This window comes from Sanguibacter suaedae (assembly GCF_016342785.1).
Taxonomy (GTDB): Bacteria; Actinomycetota; Actinomycetes; order Actinomycetales; family Cellulomonadaceae; genus Sanguibacter; species Sanguibacter suaedae.
In genome coordinates this window covers 1-18,993 of sequence record NZ_JAEINH010000010.1, presented here as the reverse complement: position 1 = coordinate 18,993, position 18,993 = coordinate 1, and the positions used below count along the sequence as shown (strand labels likewise).

The 18,993-nt window shown below is 71.6% G+C and carries 17 protein-coding genes; 6 read left to right on the top strand and 11 right to left on the bottom strand.

Annotated elements, in window-relative coordinates; all coding sequences use genetic code 11:
• Positions 1–66: 66 nt before the first annotated feature.
• On the bottom strand, positions 67–723 hold the full coding sequence (locus JAV76_RS12035; protein ID WP_198734314.1) for a 4'-phosphopantetheinyl transferase family protein: 657 nt from the start codon (positions 721–723) through the stop codon (positions 67–69).
• Positions 724–857: 134 nt separating this feature from the next.
• Here JAV76_RS12035 and JAV76_RS12030 point away from each other — a divergent pair, with 134 nt between their 5' ends.
• On the top strand, positions 858–1,721 hold the full coding sequence (locus JAV76_RS12030; RefSeq protein WP_198734313.1) for a DUF2599 domain-containing protein: 864 nt from the start codon (positions 858–860) through the stop codon (positions 1,719–1,721).
• A 4-nt stretch (positions 1,722–1,725) separates the two neighbouring features.
• Here the strand turns inward: JAV76_RS12030 and JAV76_RS12025 are convergent, their stop codons facing one another.
• The 3 genes from JAV76_RS12025 to JAV76_RS12015 all read right to left on the bottom strand — a co-directional run bounded on the left by JAV76_RS12025 (position 1,726) and on the right by JAV76_RS12015 (position 5,479).
• A complete protein-coding gene (locus tag JAV76_RS12025; protein ID WP_307844189.1) occupies positions 1,726–2,583 on the bottom strand; it encodes an EamA family transporter in 858 nt (285 codons plus the stop codon).
• A 72-nt stretch (positions 2,584–2,655) separates the two neighbouring features.
• Complete coding sequence (locus tag JAV76_RS12020) at positions 2,656–4,767, bottom strand: acyl-CoA dehydrogenase family protein (RefSeq protein WP_198734312.1); 2,112 nt, start codon at positions 4,765–4,767, stop codon at positions 2,656–2,658.
• Positions 4,768–4,822: 55 nt separating this feature from the next.
• Positions 4,823–5,479 (bottom strand): TetR/AcrR family transcriptional regulator, encoded by a 657-nt coding sequence (locus tag JAV76_RS12015; RefSeq protein ID WP_307844188.1) that lies wholly within the window; start codon positions 5,477–5,479, stop codon positions 4,823–4,825.
• Positions 5,480–5,557: 78 nt separating this feature from the next.
• Between JAV76_RS12015 and JAV76_RS12010 the strand changes: the two genes are divergently transcribed.
• The 4 genes from JAV76_RS12010 to JAV76_RS11995 are packed head-to-tail and all read left to right on the top strand — an operon-like array spanning position 5,558 to position 10,009.
• The gene (locus tag JAV76_RS12010) at positions 5,558–6,910 is read left to right on the top strand and encodes an acetyl-CoA C-acetyltransferase (protein ID WP_198734310.1); all 1,353 of its coding nucleotides are present in this window, start codon (positions 5,558–5,560) and stop codon (positions 6,908–6,910) included.
• Positions 6,907–8,262 carry a 3-oxoacyl-ACP reductase gene (locus JAV76_RS12005; protein WP_198734309.1) on the top strand — a complete coding sequence of 452 codons (1,356 nt, stop codon included), beginning with the start codon at positions 6,907–6,909 and terminating at the stop codon, positions 8,260–8,262. Before JAV76_RS12010 ends, JAV76_RS12005 begins: the two co-directional genes overlap by 4 nt.
• Positions 8,262–9,266 (top strand): MaoC family dehydratase, encoded by a 1,005-nt coding sequence (locus tag JAV76_RS12000; protein ID WP_198734308.1) that lies wholly within the window; start codon positions 8,262–8,264, stop codon positions 9,264–9,266. The genes JAV76_RS12005 and JAV76_RS12000 overlap by 1 nt, the downstream gene beginning before the upstream one ends.
• A 44-nt stretch (positions 9,267–9,310) precedes the next feature.
• Positions 9,311–10,009, top strand: coding sequence for a DUF3800 domain-containing protein (locus JAV76_RS11995; RefSeq protein ID WP_198734307.1), 699 nt, complete (start codon positions 9,311–9,313; stop codon positions 10,007–10,009).
• 136 nt (positions 10,010–10,145) lie between these two features.
• Here the strand turns inward: JAV76_RS11995 and JAV76_RS11990 are convergent, their stop codons facing one another.
• From JAV76_RS11990 to JAV76_RS11970, 5 genes are all read right to left on the bottom strand, one after another.
• A complete protein-coding gene (locus tag JAV76_RS11990; protein WP_198734306.1) occupies positions 10,146–12,008 on the bottom strand; it encodes a DUF2075 domain-containing protein in 1,863 nt (620 codons plus the stop codon).
• 156 nt (positions 12,009–12,164) lie between these two features.
• Positions 12,165–12,944, bottom strand: coding sequence for a hypothetical protein (locus JAV76_RS11985; protein ID WP_198734305.1), 780 nt, complete (start codon positions 12,942–12,944; stop codon positions 12,165–12,167).
• Positions 12,945–13,066: 122 nt separating this feature from the next.
• Positions 13,067–14,209 (bottom strand): FAD-dependent oxidoreductase, encoded by a 1,143-nt coding sequence (locus JAV76_RS11980; RefSeq protein ID WP_198734304.1) that lies wholly within the window; start codon positions 14,207–14,209, stop codon positions 13,067–13,069.
• Positions 14,210–14,273: 64 nt separating this feature from the next.
• Complete coding sequence (locus tag JAV76_RS11975; protein ID WP_198734303.1) at positions 14,274–14,840, bottom strand: GNAT family N-acetyltransferase; 567 nt, start codon at positions 14,838–14,840, stop codon at positions 14,274–14,276.
• A gap of 68 nt (positions 14,841–14,908) precedes the next feature.
• A complete protein-coding gene (locus tag JAV76_RS11970) occupies positions 14,909–15,778 on the bottom strand; it encodes an endo alpha-1,4 polygalactosaminidase (protein WP_198734302.1) in 870 nt (289 codons plus the stop codon).
• A 140-nt stretch (positions 15,779–15,918) separates the two neighbouring features.
• Between JAV76_RS11970 and JAV76_RS11965 the strand changes: the two genes are divergently transcribed.
• On the top strand, positions 15,919–17,145 hold the full coding sequence (locus tag JAV76_RS11965; protein ID WP_198734301.1) for an RtcB family protein: 1,227 nt from the start codon (positions 15,919–15,921) through the stop codon (positions 17,143–17,145).
• A 147-nt stretch (positions 17,146–17,292) separates the two neighbouring features.
• On the opposite strand, the gene JAV76_RS11960 is transcribed toward JAV76_RS11965, so the two are convergent.
• Positions 17,293–17,799, bottom strand: coding sequence for a hypothetical protein (locus tag JAV76_RS11960; RefSeq protein WP_198734300.1), 507 nt, complete (start codon positions 17,797–17,799; stop codon positions 17,293–17,295).
• 169 nt (positions 17,800–17,968) lie between these two features.
• Entirely contained in the window at positions 17,969–18,835 is an 867-nt protein-coding gene (locus JAV76_RS11955) for a nucleotidyltransferase domain-containing protein (protein ID WP_198734299.1), read from the bottom strand.
• Between the last annotated feature and the right edge of the window lie 158 nt (positions 18,836–18,993).

The following is an 18,993-nucleotide window of genomic DNA, read 5'->3' as shown; positions in this document are numbered from 1 at the left end:
ACGCGCCCATCCTATCCGCGGCGCGCACCACCGGGTGAGGGCGTCCGGGGACGCCCCGCGGGCACGTCAGGTGAGGACGACGACCGCGGCCTCGTACCCGGGACCCACGTCGAGGTCGGAGATCCACACGGGCGGGACGGGGCGCCCCTGCCAGCCGAGGAGCTGGGGCGTCTCGTCGGGCGCGCTCATCTCGAGGGTGGGGGGCTCGATGGCCAGGCCCTCACCGCTCGCCTTGAGCATGGCCTCCTTGCGGACCCACCACCGGGTGAGGGCGCTCGCGCGGTCGGGGAACTCGTGGAGGACCTCGCGCTCGGCCGGCGTGAGGAGGACCTGCTCGACGCCGCCCGCACGGTCGGCCTCGGCGATGACCTCGTGGGACTCGACGTCGACCCCCACCGGCCCGGTCTCGGTGACGGCGCACACGACGCGGTCACCGGCGGTCGCGATGTTGAAGTGGACGCGGATGGGCGGGTAGACGAGCTCCGGCTTGCCGTACCGGCTGCGGACCCCGAACGTGAGCTGTTCGGGCTGCCAGTCGATCTGCTTGGCGACGAGGATCCTCAGCATGGCGTGCGCGGAGACGAAGCGACGCTGGGTATGGTCGTTGCGGATGGCTGCCGCGCGGCGCTGCTCGCTCTCGTCGAGCAGCTGAGCGGCGGCATAGAGGTCGGGGCCGTCGAGCGTCATGCCCCAGGAGACGTTCACATCGGTGTCGATCAGCACGCCTCTACTATCCTTCGATGATCAGTGCAACAGATGAGGAGCCCCACGGCATGGGACCCCGCCGATCACGGCCTCGGTCGAGCACTCGCGAAACGCCCGTCCGGACAAGCGTTCTGCACGCCCCCGTCGCCGTCGTGGTGGGTTTTTCACTGGTTGCATGTTCACCCATTTCTTCACCCGCTGTCCAGTCCCCTGGTCCAGATTCTGAGACAAATTCGGGCTCAAGTTCCGGTAACGACGGCGAAAGTGCTAGAAGTCCCGAGTCCTCCCTGGTCACGCTCGTCGGACCGCCTCCCGGGACCCCGCCGGAAGTTCTCCGAGCCGTCTCGGCGCAAGCCGTCCCGGACGCCGGCAGCGGGCTCCTCGTCACCGCGACCGTCCCCGACAGCACCGGCCTGCGCCTCGAGGTCGCCGCACCCGAGGGCGCCGCCGTCCCACTCGGGACGGACGTCGTCCTCGACGGCACCCTCGCCGTCACCGACGTCACGGGCGACCTCCTCCTCGGCGTCACCGAGATCGCCGCGACCGATGCCGCGGGGGTGAGCGTGCGCGGAACCTGGACCGTCGTGGAGGACGCCACCACGTCGTCCGGCACGCAGACCGACGGCGCCGCCGGACCCCTCGTCGTCCTCGACTACACGGACCTGGTGCCCGCCGACGCGTCGGCGTCCCTCGCCGGCGACGTCACCTACCCCGTCACGGTGGACCTCCATGTCGGCAGCACCGTCGTCGACTCCGTCCTGTGGGACGAGCGCGAGGGCGGCCGCTCGCTCGTCGTCTCCCCGTCCGCCTGGGGGCGCGTCGCCGGCGCCACCGGCATGACCTACGGGTTCCAGGACGTCGTCCGCCTCGAACCCGCCGCCGACACCCAGGTCATGGAGTTCCAGCTCCTGTGCCACCTCACCGGCGCCCCCGACAAGGACACGTGGAACCTCGAGCCGTGGCGCCCCGAGGTCTCCTACCTCGCGTACCTCGCCGCGCGCTGCAACCCCACGTAGGAGGTCACACCTCCGGGGCGACGGGCGCCGTCGGGCCCGGCCGGGACGTCAGGGCGATCGCGGCGGACACGAGGACCACACCCACCACCTCCGCGACGCCGGGGACCTGCTGGAGGACCACCGCCCCGACGAGAGCCGCGGACGCCGGCCAGATCGCCAGGAGGATCGCGAACTGCGCCGAGCTCAACCGCCGCAGCACCACCTGGTCGATCCCGTACGGCACGATCGACGACGCCACCGCGATCCCGACGAGCGCGAGCAGCAACCACGGGTCGACGAACAGCGGCACCGCCGACGCCCCGAAGAACGGCGCGAAGACCAGCGCCCCCACCGCCATGCCCACCGCGAGCGCCCCGAGACCGGGGCCCTGCTGGGAGACGACGCGCCCCAGGAGGATGTACCCGGCCCAGCAGGCCGCGGCGGCGAGGACGAGGACGAGCCCAACGAGGCCGCCGTCGGCCTGGAGGGTGACCCCGGCGAGGAGCGTGACGCCCGCGAGGGAGAGGAGGATGGCGACGCGCTCGCGCACCCCACGGCCGGTGAGCGCGCCGACGAGGACGGGCCCGAGGAACTCGATGGCCACGGCGTTGCCGAGGGGAAGGTGCTCGAGGGACGCGTAGAACGTGCAGTTCATGGCGGCGAGGACGACGCCGAACGCGGCGGCGGCCCGCAGGGAGGCGGCGTCCCAGCGCAGCCGCCACGGGCGGGACACCGCGAGGAGGAGGAGCGACGCCACGGCGATGCGCGACCAGGCGACGCCGGTCGCGGTAGCCGTGGCGAAGAGGCCGACGGCGAGCCCGGCGCCGACGTACTGGGTGAGGCCCGAGAAGACGAAGAGGACCGGGGCCGGGATGCGGTGCACGCCGTCACTCTACGAGCGTGCCCGCCCCCCGTCCCCGGTGCCGCGCCCGGGGGTTCCCCGGGCTGCGTGCCGTCAGCGCGCGCGGGCCTTGAGGGCCTTCTCGCTCACGGGCTCGTCGCCGCTGGCGCGCAGCTCGCGGTAGTAGTCGCGCGCCTCGTCCTGGCGTTCCTTCTCGATGCCCGTGGCGATGGTCGCCCGGACGTGCTCGGGACCGTACCCGAACGCGTCGACGAGGTCCTGGGCGTGGGGACGCAGGCGACCGAGGAGCCGGTCGATGTACGACGTGACGGCGCGGGCGCGCTGCCCGGACAGGCGCCCGTTGATGAGGTACCAGGCGAGGTTCTTCTCGACGGCGGAGAGCCCGAAGAGGTCGCGGACCCAGGTGAGGACCTGGCGGGTGCCCGGGTCCCGGACGTCGGAGAGCGCCTTGGTGAACGACTCCCACTGGACGAGGTCGGCGTGCGCGCGGGCTGCTTCGATGAGCTCGTGCTGGTGGGTGTTGAAGAGCTCGGCGGCGTTGGCGCGGGAGAGCTTGCTCGCGGGCCGCAGGGCGTTGGCGAGCTCGGCGACCATGGCCTCGACGCGGTCGGTGAGGAGCTCGCGCTGGGTGGCCTCCTCACGGAGGTGACCGGCGGAACGGCGCACGGACCCGGAGTCGACGAGGTTCTGCACGACACGCCCTACGGGGGTGCGGTAGAGGACGGAGTCGGCGGCGCGCTCGACGACGAACCGTGCCATGCCGACGCCGTCGATGCCCTTGAGCTCGGCGGCGTAGTCGGCGAGGAGGCGCTTGCCGACGAGCTGCAGGAGGACGGTGTTGTCGCCCTCGAAGGTGACGTAGACGTCGAGGTCGGCCCGGAGGGACACGAGGCGGTTCTCGGTGATGAAGCCGGCCCCGCCGCAGGCCTCGCGGGCGGTCTGCAGGGTGTTCAGGGCGCGCCACGTGGAGATGGGCTTGAGCGTGGCGGCCATGGTCTCGAGGTCCTCGCGGGACTCCGGGGTGTCCATCTCACCGGTGAACACCGTGTGGAAGAGGTCGAGGAGGCGGTCGTGGGCGAAGTGCCCGGCGTACGCCTCGGCGAGGAGCGGCAGGAGACGCCGCTGGTGCTCGGCGTAGTCGAGGAGGACGACCTCGTCGGCGGCGGACGCCCCGGCGAACTGGCGGCGCTCGTTGCCGTAGCGGATGGCGGTGGCGAGGCCGATCTTGGAGGCGATGCCGGCGGCGCCGTCGAGCGACACGCGGCCCTGGACGAGGGAACCGAGCATGGTGAAGAAGCGGCGTCCGGGGCTGTCGATGGGCGAGCTGTAGGTGCCGTCGGCGGCGACCTGGCCGTAGCGGGCGAGGAGGTTCTCGCGCGGGACCCGGACGTGCGTGAAGTGCAGGCGCCCGTTGTCGATGCCGTTGAGGCCTCCCTTGAGGCCGTCGTCCTCGCCGCCGATGCCGGGGAGGAAGTCCCCGGCGCTGCCGTCCTCCCGGGTCTCGCGGATAGGGACGTAGAAGGCGTGGACGCCGTGGTTCACGGGGGCCTGGCCGGGCGTCGCGGTGATGAGCTGCGCGAAGACGGTGGCCGCGGTGCCGTGCTTGCCGGCGTTGCCGAGGTAGTCCTTCCAGGCGGCCCGGAAGGGCGTGTGGAGGACGAACTCCTCGGTCTCGGCGTCGTAGGTGGCGGTCGTCGCGATGGACGCGACGTCGGAGCCGTGCCCGATCTCCGTCATGGCGAAGGCGCCAGGGACGTCGACGGTCATGGCACCGGGCAGGAAGCGGTCCTGCTGCTCGGGGGTGCCGAGGTGGAGGATCGCCGCCCCGAAGAGCCCCCACTGGACTCCGCCCTTGATCTGCAGCGACGGGTCGGCGGTGATGAGCTCCTCGAACGTCGCGAGGCTGCCGCCCGCGTCGTCGCTGCCGCCGAGGCGCTCGGGGAACGCCCGGAAGACCTGCTCCTCGGCGGCGAGGAGGCGGATCTGCTCGAGGACGCGGGCACGGTGGTCGTCCATGGACAGGCCCTCGTGCTTGGAGTAGCGGGGGTCACCACCGATGCGGCGTCCGGCGAGGCGCTGCTCGGGCCACCGGCCGAGCAGGTGCTCGGTGAGGTACGCGACGTCGACGCGGTGGTCGGCGGTGGTGGGCCGGAGGCTGCGGGGCTGGTTCTCCGCGGCGGCGGGGCGGTCCGAGACGGTGGTCATGCTGACTCCTTTGTCCGAGCAAGAGCGGTGTCGAGGTGGTGCACGGCGGCGTGGTTCAGGGGGACGGCCGGTCCTTGGCGAGGACGCCGACGGGCCCGCCCCACAGCCAGGCGGTGACGCGGTCGGTGAGCTCCTCACGGCTCGGGGCGCCGGGGGTGTCGCGGTGCTCGAGCCACCACTCTCCGGACCCGCGGACGAAGCCGACGGCGCCCGAGCCCCAGGCGGCGGCGTCGGTGGCGTCGGCCTGCATCTCCTGCGCGAACGGCACGGAGACGATCTCCGTCATGGAGTCGAGGAACGGCAGCCCGGGGGCGGTGCGCGTGACGAAGTAGTAGACGTTGGGCGAGTGCTCGATCATCTCGAGGTAGACGGACACCATGGAGCGCAGCGCCTCGCGCGGCGTCGTGGCCGTGCGGGCGGCCTCGCGCAGGGCGTCGCGCATCTGGGCGACGACGGCCTCGCCGACGGCGAGCTGGAGACCCGGCTTGTCGACGAAGTAGCGGTAGACGATGGACTTGGAGGTCTTCGCTCGGGCGGCGATCTCGTCCATGGAGATCTCGGGGCCCACCTTGTGCACGGCGCGGCGGGCGGCGTGCACGAGCTCCACCCGGCGGGCGGCCCGGTGGTCGTCCCACCTCGTGGAGCGACCGTCGGTGGCGGCCGGGAGCGTCTCGCTCGACCTCGCTGTCGAACCCTCTGCGACTGGACTCACGAGACCGACAGTATCAGGTACTGTGGGTGCTGGACATAGCCCGACGCAGTCCCGACGCAAAGACGCGAGGAGAACCCAGTGCCGCAGACCGCCCCCGCACATCCCACCACCCCGCTCCCGCAGGACGCCTACATCCTCGGCGGCAACCGCATCCCCTTCGCCCGAGCAGGCGGGAAGTACGCGTCCGCGAGCAACCAGGACATGCTCACCGCCGCGCTCGACGGGCTCGTCGCACGGTTCGGGCTCCAGGGTGAGCGCATCGGCGAGGTCGTCGCGGGCTCCGTCCTCAAGCACTCGCGCGACTTCAACCTCGTCCGCGAGTGCGTCCTCGGCTCCGCCCTCTCGCCTCAGACCCCCGCGTACGACCTCCAGCAGGCGTGCGCCACCGGCCTCGAGGCCGTCATCGGGGTGAGCAACAAGATCCGGCTGGGACAGATCGAGTCCGCCATCGCGGGTGGGACCGACACCATCTCCGACGCCCCGATCGCCGTGAGCGAGGGCCTGCGCCACGCCCTGCTCAACGCCTCCCGCGCCAAGACCGTGGGGGCACGCCTCAAGGCGTTCGCCGCCCTGCGTCCCGCCGACGTCGCACCTGCCACCCCGAGCACCGACGAGCCCCGCACCGGGCTCTCCATGGGCGAGCACCAGGCCATCACCACCGCGCGCTGGCGAATCACCCGCGAGGCACAGGACCAGGTGGCGTACGACAGCCACCACAACCTCGCCGCCGCCTACGAGGCCGGGTTCTTCGACGACCTCGTCACCCCGTTCAAGGGCCTCACCCGCGACCAGAACCTCCGCGCGGACACCAGCCTCGAGAGGCTCGGGACCCTCAAGCCCGTCTTCGGGAAGTCCCTCGAGACGCCCGCCACCATGACCGCCGGGAACTCGACCCCGCTCACCGACGGCGCGAGCGCCGTCCTCCTCGGCTCCCGCGAGTGGGCGCAGGCGCACGACCTGCCCGTCCTCGCCCGCGTCGTCGACGGCGAGACCGCCGCCGTCGACTACGTCCACGGCCACGAGGGCCTGCTCATGGCACCCGTCCACGCCGTGCCCCGCCTGCTCGGCCGCAACGGCCTGACGCTCGACGACATCGACTTCTTCGAGATCCACGAGGCCTTCGCGTCCACGGTCCTCACCACCCTCGCCGCATGGGAGGACGACGACTACTGCCGCACCGAGCTCGGCCTGGACGGCGCCCTCGGGAGCGTCGACCGGGCACGGCTCAACGTCCACGGCTCGTCGCTCGCCGCCGGCCACCCCTTCGCCGCCACCGGGGGGCGCATCGTCGCCACGACCGCCAAGCTCGTCGCTGCGAAGGCCGCCGAGACGGGCCGCACCGCCCGCGCGCTCGTCTCCGTGTGCGCCGCCGGCGGCCTCGGCGTCGCAGCCATCATCGAGTCGGCCGACACCGAGGGGAGCACCAAGTGACCGACACGTACACCTCGCTCGTCAACGGCGGCCTCACCGGGAGCCTCGCCAAGAAGCTCGGCCTCCCCCGCCCGTCGGTCCTGCGCCGGCACACGCCCGGCGCCCCGCTGGTCACCGGGCCCGTCCTCGTGCTCGGGGGCGCCGTGGGCACGGGCGACGACGCCGACGCCGTGGCCCGCACCCTCCTCGGGTGGGACCTCGACGTGCGCCGCACCGCCGCGGACGACACCGCCCGGTGGGGCGCCGTCGTCGTCGTCCTCACCGAGGCCACGCACCCCGACGACCTCTCCGACCCCGTCCGCGAGCTCGGCAGCGTCCTGCGGTCCCTCGCCCCCGGCGCCCGCGTCGTCACCGTGTCACGCCCGGCCCTCGCGACCGACGCACCCGCCCTCGCCGCCGTGCGCCAGGGCGTCGACGGGATCCTGCGCTCCGTCGCCAAGGAGCTCCGTGGCGGCGCCACGGGCAACGGCGTGGTCCTCGCGGGCGACGTCACCGTCGACGCGACGTCCGTCCACGGAGCCCTGCGGTTCCTCCTGTCGGCGCGGTCCGCGTTCGTCGACGGCCAGCTCCTCACCGTGTCCTCCGACGCCGGGTCGGCGCCCGCCGACTGGGAGCGCCCGCTCGCCGGGCGGGTCGCGGTCGTCACCGGTGCCGCACGCGGCATCGGTGCCGCCATCGCCACGACGCTCGCCCGCGACGGGGCCCGCGTGGTCGTCGTCGACGTGCCCGCCGCCGGCGAACAGCTCGCGAAGGTCGCCAACGCCGTCAAGAGCACAGCCCTGCAGCTGGACATCACGACGCCCGACGCGGGCACCCGCATCATCGACCACGCGGTACGCCGCCACGGAGGCCTCGACATCGTGGTCCACAACGCCGGGATCACGCGCGACAAGCTCCTCGCGAACATGAAGCCCGAGGTGTGGGACTCCGTGATCGCCGTGAACATCGCGTCCCAGCTGCGCATCAACGAGCAGCTCCTCGCATCCGACGCGTTCCGGGACGCGCCGCGCATCGTGTCGCTCGCGTCGACCAGCGGCATCGCGGGCAACCGCGGGCAGTCCAACTACGCGGCGTCCAAGGCGGGCGTCGTCGGCATGGTGCGCGCCACCGGCCCGCTCCTCGCCGAGGTCGGCGGGACGGCCAACGCCGTGGCGCCCGGGTTCATCGAGACGGACATGACGTCCCGCATCCCCTTCGCCACGCGGGAGGTGGCGCGCAGGCTCAACTCCCTCCAGCAGGGCGGGCAGCCCGTGGACGTCGCCGAGACCGTCGCGTTCTTCGCGTCCCCCGCCGCAGGTGGGATCAACGGTACGACGCTCCGCGTGTGCGGACAGAACCTCGTGGGCGCCTGATGGGTGACGAGCGCCCCACCACCACGCTGCCCGCCGTCCCCGGGCTCGGCGGGCTCTACGCCCGCGCCGTCGCACCCGACCCGGCGGCGCTCCTCGCGCGCGTCCCCGTGCTCGGCGGGCTCGTCGGCGGGCGCGACGAGGACCGGGCGTCGGGCATCGTCCTGCCGGACGTCACCTACCGTGTGGCCGACGTCGTCGCCGACCCCGCACGCCTCCTCGCCTACCAGCGTCTCCTCGGGGAACCCGCCGACGACCTCCTGCCCGCCGGGTTCGTCCACGTGCTCGCCTTCCCCGTCGCGATGGCCGTCATGGTGCGCCCCGACTTCCCGTTGCCCGTCGCAGGCATGGTGCACCTCGCCAACGCGGTCCGCGTCGAACGGCCCGTCCACGTCGACGAGCACCTCGAGGTCCGTGCGTGGGCCGAGGACGCGCTCCCGCACCGTAAGGGCACCCAGGTGGACCTCGTCACCGAGGTGTCCGCACGCACCGGTGCCGGAGACGAGCGGGAGGTCGTGTGGCGCGGGGTGTCGACATACCTCGCCAAGGGAGTCGGGGCCGCCCCGTCCGCAGTTGCTCCCGAGGTGTCGGACGACGCCGCGGGCACCAGCGTGCGGAGCAGCGCGGAGCGCTTCCCGACGGGCCGGTGGACCCTCGACGCCGGCATCGGGCGGCGGTACGCGGCCGTGTCGGGAGACCGCAACCCCATCCACCTGTCGGGTCTCACCGCGAAGGCCTTCGGGTTCCCCCGCGCCATCGCCCACGGCATGTACACGGCCGCGCGCGCCCTCGCCGAGTCCGACGCGGGCCGTCCCGGGGCCGACGGACGTGGCGCCTACGACTGGACCGTCGAGTTCGCCAAGCCCGTCCTCCTCCCCGGACGGGTGGCCGTCGCCATCGAACCCACCACGTCACCTGACGCCGGCGGGCGGCGCGCCTTCCGGTACGCCGGGTGGGACGCCAAGAGCGGCAAAGAGCACTTCACGGGGGGCGTCACTCCGCGGTGAGTCTCGTCGGAGTGACACCCAAGACGACGGACTAGTGTTCCGGCGTGCTTCTTGCCTACGTCGACGAGTCCTATGCCAAAGACCAGTACTTCTGCCTCGGCGCGATAGTCGTCGACAGCGATGCAGCGTCCACCATCGAGCGAGGGCTCGACGAACTGGTCGTCGAGTACTCGTCGAGCACTTCGCTCCCGATGGACGCCGAACTCCACGGGTACGAGCTCTTCCACGGCAAGGGTGACTGGTCCTGCCTCAAGTTGCGACAGCTCATCAATGTCTACGGGCGCGCGATGCACATCATCGGCACTTCGGGCGCTCGGCTCATCTTCCGGAGCATGGACGTCGCCCGCCAGCTCCGCCGCTACTCGGCGCCCTACCCACCCCACGACGTTGTGCTCGGCCACGTTCTCGAGAGCATCGAAAGCGTGGCAGCCGACATCGGGGACCACGTGGTCGTCATCGCTGACGAGGTCCACTCGGAAGAACGCCACAGGACGAACTTCCGGTCATTCAGACGCCTCGGCACGCCGGGGTACCAGAGCAGCACTCTTCCCCACCTGCTCGACACCTTGCACTTCGCGCCGTCGAAGCACAGTCGACTCCTTCAGGCCGCCGACCTTGTGACATTCATGCACCGTCGACGAAACATGGCGGTCGACACTGATCCCCGTGCAATCGCGACGAGTGATCGGATCTGGGCATCAGTGGCCGACAGCGTCGTGAGGTCCTGGCACTGGGCGCCCTGAGACAGTCCAGACGCACGAAGACCCCGTTCGATGACGGGGTCTAAGGCGATGCGGGAGGCCTCGCGGCGTCCTGCAGCTGTAATCCTACGCATCGCGCAGGAACGGAGCAAGAGGCGCGTCTTCACCTCGCCCGAGCCTACGGGACGAGGCTCCGGAGCATCGCGTTGGTCTCGGGGTCAGTCGAGTACAGGAGCGTGCCGACCATGCCTCTCGTCAGGAGGACCTTGTAGACGTGGCGGACCAGCCGGTCGAACTCCGCGTCGGACACCTTCGCCCGCGAGCGGAAGTCGGGGTCCTTGTTGCGGTCACGCTGCGACACCCATCCCCCAGTGCCTTCGTCGGCCGAGGCCCGCCACACGAGATCCGGTCCCAGGATCACCCCGTTCCAGGAGTACTCGAAGCCCTGCGCCGTGTAGACACACCCCACCTGGTCGAAGCCTGCCGGATCTGACGCCCAGAGCGAGGCAGGCGGTGCGTCGCCCACGCGCCTCTCCCCCTTGAGGTTCCAGGGCATGCTCCACCCTCCCACGACGACGTCGGGCACCAACGAGCCGTCGGGACGGGGGTCGCTCCACGGCCAGCAGTACCCGGCGGTCATGCGCGCGTTGAACTCGGAGTCCCGGTATGCGCGCAGCCGTCCTTCCATCTCGCCCACCGAGCTCACGACGTCCACGGAGAACGCCGAATCCGCGACCCATGGGACCGGCCCTCCCTGGGTCAGGCCCAACAGCCGTTGGACCCAGTCGATGTACGCCTCGGACCCACCAGCCCGGTACTGCGCCTTGAGGTCGACGTGCAGCACATCCAGACCGCGGTCCTCCGCGTGCCTCTCGATGTCGGCAAGTGTGCCCATCTCCCCGGGGCGGACCACCTGGTGCTCGTCGAGGAGGAAGACGGGGACACGAGCGACCGAGAGCAGCTCCTCGATCTGGGGACGCGCACGGTCGCGGACCGCCTTGCTCGTGTAGCGGTTCACCGAGGTGGCGCGGATCCGGTGCGCCTCATCGAGGATCACGACGTCGAGCCCGTTCGGTTCCGCGTCCATGAACGAGTTGAAGTACTTGAACAGCGCCTTGGTCCTGGTCGATCTCCTCCCCGCCACGTGGCGCATGGTCTGCGTGAAGCTCCGCGAGCCTGTGGCGTGGATGACGGTGCGTCCCTGACGGGCGAGCTCGCCCAGGAGCGACAGGGCGATGACTGACTTGCCCGATCCGGGGCCCCCGGTGACGACCACGACGGACTTTGCGTCCTGCCGCCTCGCCCTCTCGACCGATCTCAGGACGAGCTCGAAAGCGACCCTCTGCTCATCGACGAGGACGAACTGCTCACGGTCCTGGACCTCCTTCGCCGCCACGGTGAGGAGCTGCCGCGACGGCGCGACAGCGGATGAGAGGAAGAGGTCGGCCGCCTCCGCCCCGGAAGCGCCGGGCTCGAGCCGGGTCCTCAGATGGGCGTGGAGCTTTCCTCGTTCCTGCCCGGTGAACATCGGCGCCTCTCCGAGCGCGGGGTTGTCCCAGAGGTCTGCCACACCGAGGTCGTCAGCGTTGTGCAGGTATGCGACGGCCGAGAGCGACTCGGGCGTCTGCGCGAACATGCGAACGAAGTCACGCAGGTACTCGGCGTATCCGGCGACCTGGACGCTCGGGTGGAGAACGGGGCGATACGCCGCCCCGTCGACGTCGACGAGCGTGTCCGAGCCTTCCCACCGGTGCGCGGCACTCCACTGCTTGAGCTCGACCACCACGTAGGAAGGGGCTCCGGTTCGCGGATGCACGCCCGCGAGGATCACGTCGGTCCGTTTCGAGGAGAGTGGGAGCCTGTGCTCGAGGACGACCTCGGTCTTCTCCAGACCCGCATCGCAGAGATCGCGCGCGAGCGTCGGGATCGAGTGCCGCCACGACCGCGTCTCGCTCGCTCCCGGGGCACCGAGGCCTTGCGCTCTGAAGTGGTGGGTGAGCTGTTGTTCCACGGAGCTGAAGTCGTGCACGGCGAGATTCATCAACGAGTCGGCACTGTAACGAACAGCAGTCAACGGAACACATCCCCAGGCAGCACGAATGAACGTGCGGAGGGGACATGTCCTCGTTCACACCCGGCTCAGGGGTGGGAAACGAAGGAAGTCCGTCGGTACCGCTGGGAGGACACTATCGGTTCATCACACCCCGACCGGAGTGGTGCGCACGTACGCCGACCTGAAGTCGATGCCGTGGACCACGCGGAGCCTGCGCAGCTCGTAGGCCGCGAGCGCGACGTTCACCAGCGGGCCGCCGATGAGGACGAGGACGACCGCCCAGGTGGGGAGCGCGAAGCCGCCGCTCTCCTCGGCCCACGACCAGGCGAGGGTGCCGAGGGTCCAGGTGCTGAGCGCGGCGGAGACGACGGCGCGCATGCAGGGGTGGCCGTCGACGGCGCGGAAGTAGTGCTGGGATGCGGCGCGGAGGCCGACGGTGACCATGAGGACGAGCGCCACGAGGTAGAGGAAGCCGCCGACGAGGGACACCAGGGCGAGGACGAGCTGGATCATGCCCGGGACGTCCGCCGGCAGGCTGGTGCTCACCCATCCGGTGAAAGTGGGAAGGAGGATCATCGTGATCAGCGCCCCGAGGCTGACGAGGACGGTGCGCACGGGGATCCACGTGCAGGTGAGCATCGCGCGTCGGTGCCCCCGTCTCGCGGCTGCGGCCATGCCCAGCGCGGAGACGATCACGAGGCCGGCGATGACGAAGGGGGTCGTCATCGCGGAGAGGGCGGCGTCACCGAGGGAACCGGAGATGTCGCGGTTCCACGAGCCGTGCACGACGACGACGAGGACGATCCCGGTGGTGTTGCGCCAGAGGACCAGCTTCTCGATCTGGTCGTCGACCCTGTGCCGTGGGAGGAGGAACCGCTGGATGCGCCACTTCATGGGCCAGACGACCCGCTTCTCGATCTTCACGGCCAGGATGATGACCAGGTACCACACGTGTGCCCCCTGCGGTTCGCCCCGGTGACTCGTTCACCGGGCGCGACTCGGGACGTTAGCAGCGGCGGCTCGCGTCGAGGCCGCCGTCCACAGGCTCAGGTGCGCAGGTCAGCGACCTGTGGACGGGTGCGGGCCGCCGCGACGGCAGCCGCCCGGCCGGAGCGGGTGGCGCCGATGGTCGACGCCCCGGACCCGTACCCGGCAAGGTAGACGCGCGGGTCCCGCGGGACGTGGACGCCGTCGGTGGCGATCGCCCCACCGTGCTCACGCAGCCGCAAGGGTCCGAGGTGGTCGACGGCAGGGCGGAAGCCGGTCGCCCAGAGGATCGCGTCCGCGCGCACCAGCTCGCCCGGACCGTCGGGGTCGGTCGGGTCGGGGAACACGACGCCGTCCTCGACGACGCGCGTGAACATGCCGCGGGACACGAGGACCCCGTCGTCGATGCCCTGCTGGTACTCCGGGGTCAGCGGCAGGCCCGTGGCGCCGACGACGCTCAGCGTGGGCAACCCGGCCGTGGTGCGCTCGCGGACGCGCCGCTCCACGTCGATGCCCCACTCGCGGTCGAAGACCCGGTCACCGAAGACGGGCGGCCGGCGCGTCGCCCACGTGGTCGTCGCGACCTCGGCGAGGGGCAGGAGGAACTGCACCGCGGACGCCCCTCCCCCGACGACCACCACGTGCTGACCGCGGAACTCCTCGACGGTCCAGAAGTCGCGGGTGTGGAGCTGGCGCCCCCGGAACGTCTCGCGCCCCGGGTAGTGGGGCCAGTACGGGCGCGTCCACGTGCCGGTCGCGCTGATGACGGTGCGCGTGCGCCAGGTGCGCGTCGTACCGTCCGGGGCTTCAGCGGTGACGAGGAGCGGGGCCGTCCGGTCGTCCGTGCCGGCTGGGCGGGCGGCGTCGTCCGGCGGGTCATCCTCGGAACGCACGGAGCGTGCCGTGTACGGGCGGTGCACGGGCAGCCCGAACCGGGTCTCGTAGTCCCCGTAGTAGCGGGCCACGGCCACGGATGCGGGCTCGGTAGGATCAGGAGGGCCGATGGGCAGGCCCGGCAGGTCGTGGATGCCGTGCGCGGCGCCGAGGGTGAGCGACGGCCACCGGTGCCGCCACGCCCCGCCGGGCCCGTCGTTGGAGTCGAGGACCACGAAGTCGCGCTCGGGCTCCAGCCCGAGGCGCACCAGGTGGTACGCGGCCGCGAGGCCGGCCTGCCCCGCCCCGATGACCACGACGTCGAGCATCTCCGCCTCCTCGTTAGTTGATCCGTCAATCATCCGAACGACGGCGAGGGGTGGGACATTCCTGTCAGCCGAGCCGGGCCTCGAGCCGGGCCCGGACGTCGGGCCACTCGGGGGCGAGGACGGACAGGACGACGGTGTCACCACGGGACCCGTCGTGGGCGATGCGGGCGCCGCGCAGCACGCCCTCACGCACGGCGCCGAGGCGCTCCATCGCCGCGAGGGAGCGCGTATTACGGCTGTCCACCCGGAATCCCACCCGGTACAGCCTCTCGGTCTCGAAGGCGTGCTGCAGCAGCAGGAGCTTGCAGGCCGGGTTGGAGCGCCCACCCCACCAGGTGCGGCCGTAGAAGGTGTGGCCCGCCTCGGCACGTCCCTGCGACGGGACCAGCTCGTGCAGGGAGGTGGACCCACGGACCGCGCCGTCGTCGCCCAGCACGGCGAACGCCGCCCGGCCGGGCGTGCGGACTGCGGCGTCGACGTACGCGGTCATCGACTCCTCGGTGTCCGGCAGCGGGACGGTCATCCCCGCCCAGAGCGCATGGTCGACGAGGGCCGCGAGCGCCGACGCGTGCTCGGTGGCCAGTGGGACGAGCCGGACGCCGTGACCGGTGAGGGTGATGGTGTGCTCCACGGGAGCATCGTGGCAGGCACCGTCGGCGGCCGGGGTGGTCGTCCGTGGTGCGGTCGTCCGTGGTGCGGTCAGCAGCGCTCGTAGACGTACTCGTCGTCGTCGGGGGTCACGAGGTCGCGGTCGCGCAGGATCATGTCCGCGGGGCGTCCGGGGGTCGCGCAGGCGGCGGTGAAGTCGCCCTCGTCGGTGTACTCGACGGCGAGGACCTGGCCGCCGTAGACCTCGGTGAGGACGTCGCACTCGTCCCAGACGGCGCACTCCTCGACGACCGCGAACCCGAAGCCGATGTCGTCGCGACCGCGCTCGGCGAGCTCGACGGTGTTCTTCTGGCCGACGACGAGGCCGAGCGCGGCGCCCTGCTCGACGATGAGGCGCGCCGCGGCGGTGGCGTCGTCGATGTCGAGCGCCCCGCCGGAACGCAGGTAGGAGTCGAGGTTGTCGATCTCCGCGGCGTCGTACCCGCGGTCCGCGCAGGTGCGCAGGATCTCGCCTGCGCGGGCGGCGACGGCCTGCCGGGCGGCGTCGGTGGAGATGTCGAGGACGTACTCGTCGGGCCATCCCGGGTCGGCGACGGGTTCGCCGGACGCGTCGTGGAGGATGAGGTCGGGGTTCTCGGCGAGGAGCTCCTCGGACTCGCCGGGCTGCGTCTGGAAGCCGTTGACGTAGCAGACGTTGTACAGGCCAGGGGTGGGGTCGTCGGTGCTGTCGCGCACCACGAGGGTGACGCCGGGGGCAGGCTCGTAGGCGCCACCGAGCTGGTAGTCGCCGACGGCGTCGTCCGGGAAGGGGACGAGGTCGGGCGCCGAGACGGCCTGAGCGGCCGGCAGCTGCTCGACGACCGTCTCCCCTCCGACGCACCCGGCGAGACCGAAGACCGCAACCGTCGCTGCTGCGAGACGGACGAGGTGGCTGCGCGCCGGACGCGGGCTCGTGATCATAGGAGTCACGCTACGCGTCCGCACGACACCTCGCGGGTCTCCCACAAATAGGGCGACGGCGCGTCGTGGCCTCCACTACGGTCGGGGCTCTGCGAGGCCCGGGCACCAGCGTCCGTGCCCGCCCTGACGAGAGAGGCATCATGCACACCGAGTTCCCCGTCCCCCTCCCCGGCGCGAAGGCGTCGACGCTCATGTGGACCCACCCCCACGACGTCGAGCCGGCGGCGCTCCAGCAGCTGCGCAACATCGCGGCTCTGCCGTGGGTCGAGGGCGTGCGCGTCATGCCCGACGTGCACCTGGGCAAGGGTGCGACGGTCGGGTCGGTCATCGCGATGCGCGATGCGGTGTCGCCCAACGCCGTGGGCGTGGACATCGGGTGCGGGATGATCGGGGTGCGGACGTCGCTCACCGCGTCCGACCTGCCGGACGACCTGGGTGCCCTGCGGTCCCAGTTCGAGCGGTCCGTGCCCGTCGGCTTCCACGCGCACAAGAACCCTGTGGACCTCAGCCGGGTGCGGCCCGTGCGGTCGGGGCCCGTGAGCGCGGCGTTCGTCTCGGGGACGGCGTCGCTGTGGGACAGGTTCTCCTCGCTCCACACGGGTGTGCAGAACCTCGAGGCGCGGGCGCGCAAGCAGCTGGGGACGCTCGGTGGTGGCAACCACTTCATCGAGCTGTGCGTGGACCAGGACGACCAGGTGTGGCTGCAGCTCCACTCGGGGTCGCGGAACATCGGCAAGGAGCTCGCGGAGCGGCACGTGTCGATCGCCAAGGGCCTCGACCACAACCTGTCGCTGCCCGACCGCGACCTCGCCGTGTTCCTCGCGGGGACCGCTGAGATGGACGCGTACCTCGCGGACCTGCGGTGGGCCCAGGAGTACGCGGCCCGGTCGCGTGCGGTGATGATGGCGCTCGTCGTCGACCAGGTGCGGCGCGCGTTCGACGGGCTGGACGTGGAGTTCGACGAGGCCGTGAACGTCCACCACAACTACGTCGCCGTCGAGCAGATCGACGGTGCGGAGCTGGTCGTCACCCGCAAGGGTGCGATCCGGGCTGGCCGGGGTGAGCTCGGGCTCATCCCCGGGTCCATGGGCACCGGGTCGTACATCGTGCGGGGGCTGGGGAACGATGCGTCGTTCCAGTCCGCGTCGCACGGTGCGGGGCGGCGGATGTCGCGGACGCGGGCCAAGAAGGAGTTCACCGTCGACGACCTGGCCGCCCAGACGTCGGGCGTCGAGTGCCGCAAGGACGCCGGTGTGGTCGACGAGATCCCCGGCGCCTACAAGGACCTCGACTCGGTCATCGCGGCGCAGTCGGACCTCGTCGAGGTGGTCGCCCGGCTGCGCACCCTCCTCTGCGTCAAGGGCTGACCGGGCATCTTTTCCCGCTCCCGCGTGACGGGGCGTGCTCTTGTGGACGATGCGGCGCCTTGAGCGCACGCCCCGTCCATGAAGGCGCGCCCCGTCGGGCTCGCCCCGGGTGAGGTGGCGGGCTTCAGCGGTGCGCCGGGTGCCCGGTCAGGGCGGGGTCAGGGCCGGGACGAGGAGCACCGTCGTCGTGTCGAGCCAGAGCTCGTCCACGCTCGTGGCCTCCTCGTCGATGTCGCGTTGCGCGAGGAGGCTGAAGCCCTGGAAGTCGTAGGTTCCCTGGACGCTGGCCGTGACGACGGTGAGTGTCGGTCTCTCCCCCGTCCCCGCTGACGCGACCGGGCTCGTCTCGAGCGTGACGAGGTCCGACGCCTCCTCGGCAGCCGCGCCCATGTCTGGCTCAGCCTGCTCCGGCGTGAGCAGGGTGGTCCAGCACCTCGTGGCGGCGAGCCCGTCGTCGGGGCACGTCACGGGCGCGTAGCCGTCTGGGAGGTCGACCGCGTCCATCGCAGCCGTCACCGCTGCGAGGTCTTCCGGCCACGCACGCTCGGCGATCCAGCCGTGGACGACGTCCCGTGCCGGGTCGGCGACGAGCGCACCGACGACGAGGGCCGCAGTCAGCGACCCGACTGCCACGGGGATCCAGGTTCGACGCACATGACGTCCATCGACACCCCACGCCCGCACCTTGAGCGGGTGCCGCCACGACGGGGCGTGCTCTCGTGGACGATGCGGCGCCTCGAGCGCACGCCCCGTCCACGAAAGCACGCCCCGTCGGCTCAGTGGGAGAGCTCAGTCTCAGCCGAGCAGAGTGGTCTGGTCGGTCTCAACCGGCCCAGAAGGCCAGGTGGGAGCGGTGCAACCAGTCGTCGACCCAGCGGCGGTCCGGCTGGTCGCGGACGGTCGACGAGTCGCGGATCGCCTCGAGGCGGGTCTCCGTGTCCGTGATCTCCTGGACGACGCGTGACAGCTCCACCTCGCCGCGGCGCACGGCACGCAGCCGGCCGAGGTCGGGCTCCGGGACGGGCAGGGTGATGCGCCCGGTGGTGAGGTACTCGATCCCCTGGATCCCGAGGCGCAGGGCGTGCATCGCGAACTTCGTGTCGTAGCCGTGCGCTGCCACCAGCTCCGGTCGGCCGTTGTGCGCACCGCTCGCGCCCAGCATCGCGTCGCGCTGGGCGCGCAGATACCCGATGAAGCGGTCCGCGGCGAGCCTGGAGACGAAACGGGGAGCGTTCTCGACGAGCTCCGCACCCGCCTCGTTGCGGTAGACGACCTCGTCGTCCGGTGCGAAGAGCGCGAGGAGCACCGTCGGGTTCCCGGCCAGCGCGAGCCTGCACCACTTGCGCGCCGAGTAGATGACGACGTCGAGGTCACCGGCCCCGGACCGGTTGGCGAGTCCGCCGGGCTGGTCCCAGACGGTGTGCCGCTGGTACTGCTCGAACTCGACCTCGGCCTCGCTGTCGATCCCGCGCGGCACGCGCGCGAGCCCGGTGACGAACTCGGCCGGCTCGAGGCAGATACCCATCTCGTCGCGGTCGTCCTGCCCGGAGATCGCGGTCCCGTGGACGCCAGACCCGACCTGGACACGCAGGATCATGCCGTCCTCCGCGATCCGCCGTGCCTCCTCCGACGCGTGCGGGTGCGCGAACCCCGGGGGCAGACGCGTCTCTCCATCGACCGTCCGGACCATCGCCCCGCCTCTCCTCGACACACGTCAGCCACCGACCGGCTCCCCGACCTCGGTGACGTCGCACGTGAGGGCAAAGGTGCTCACAGGCTAGTCCAGGGCCGGAGCCAGAAAGCAGCACGGAGCCGAGCCGTGTCCTGACGGGCCTCACCAGCGGGTCC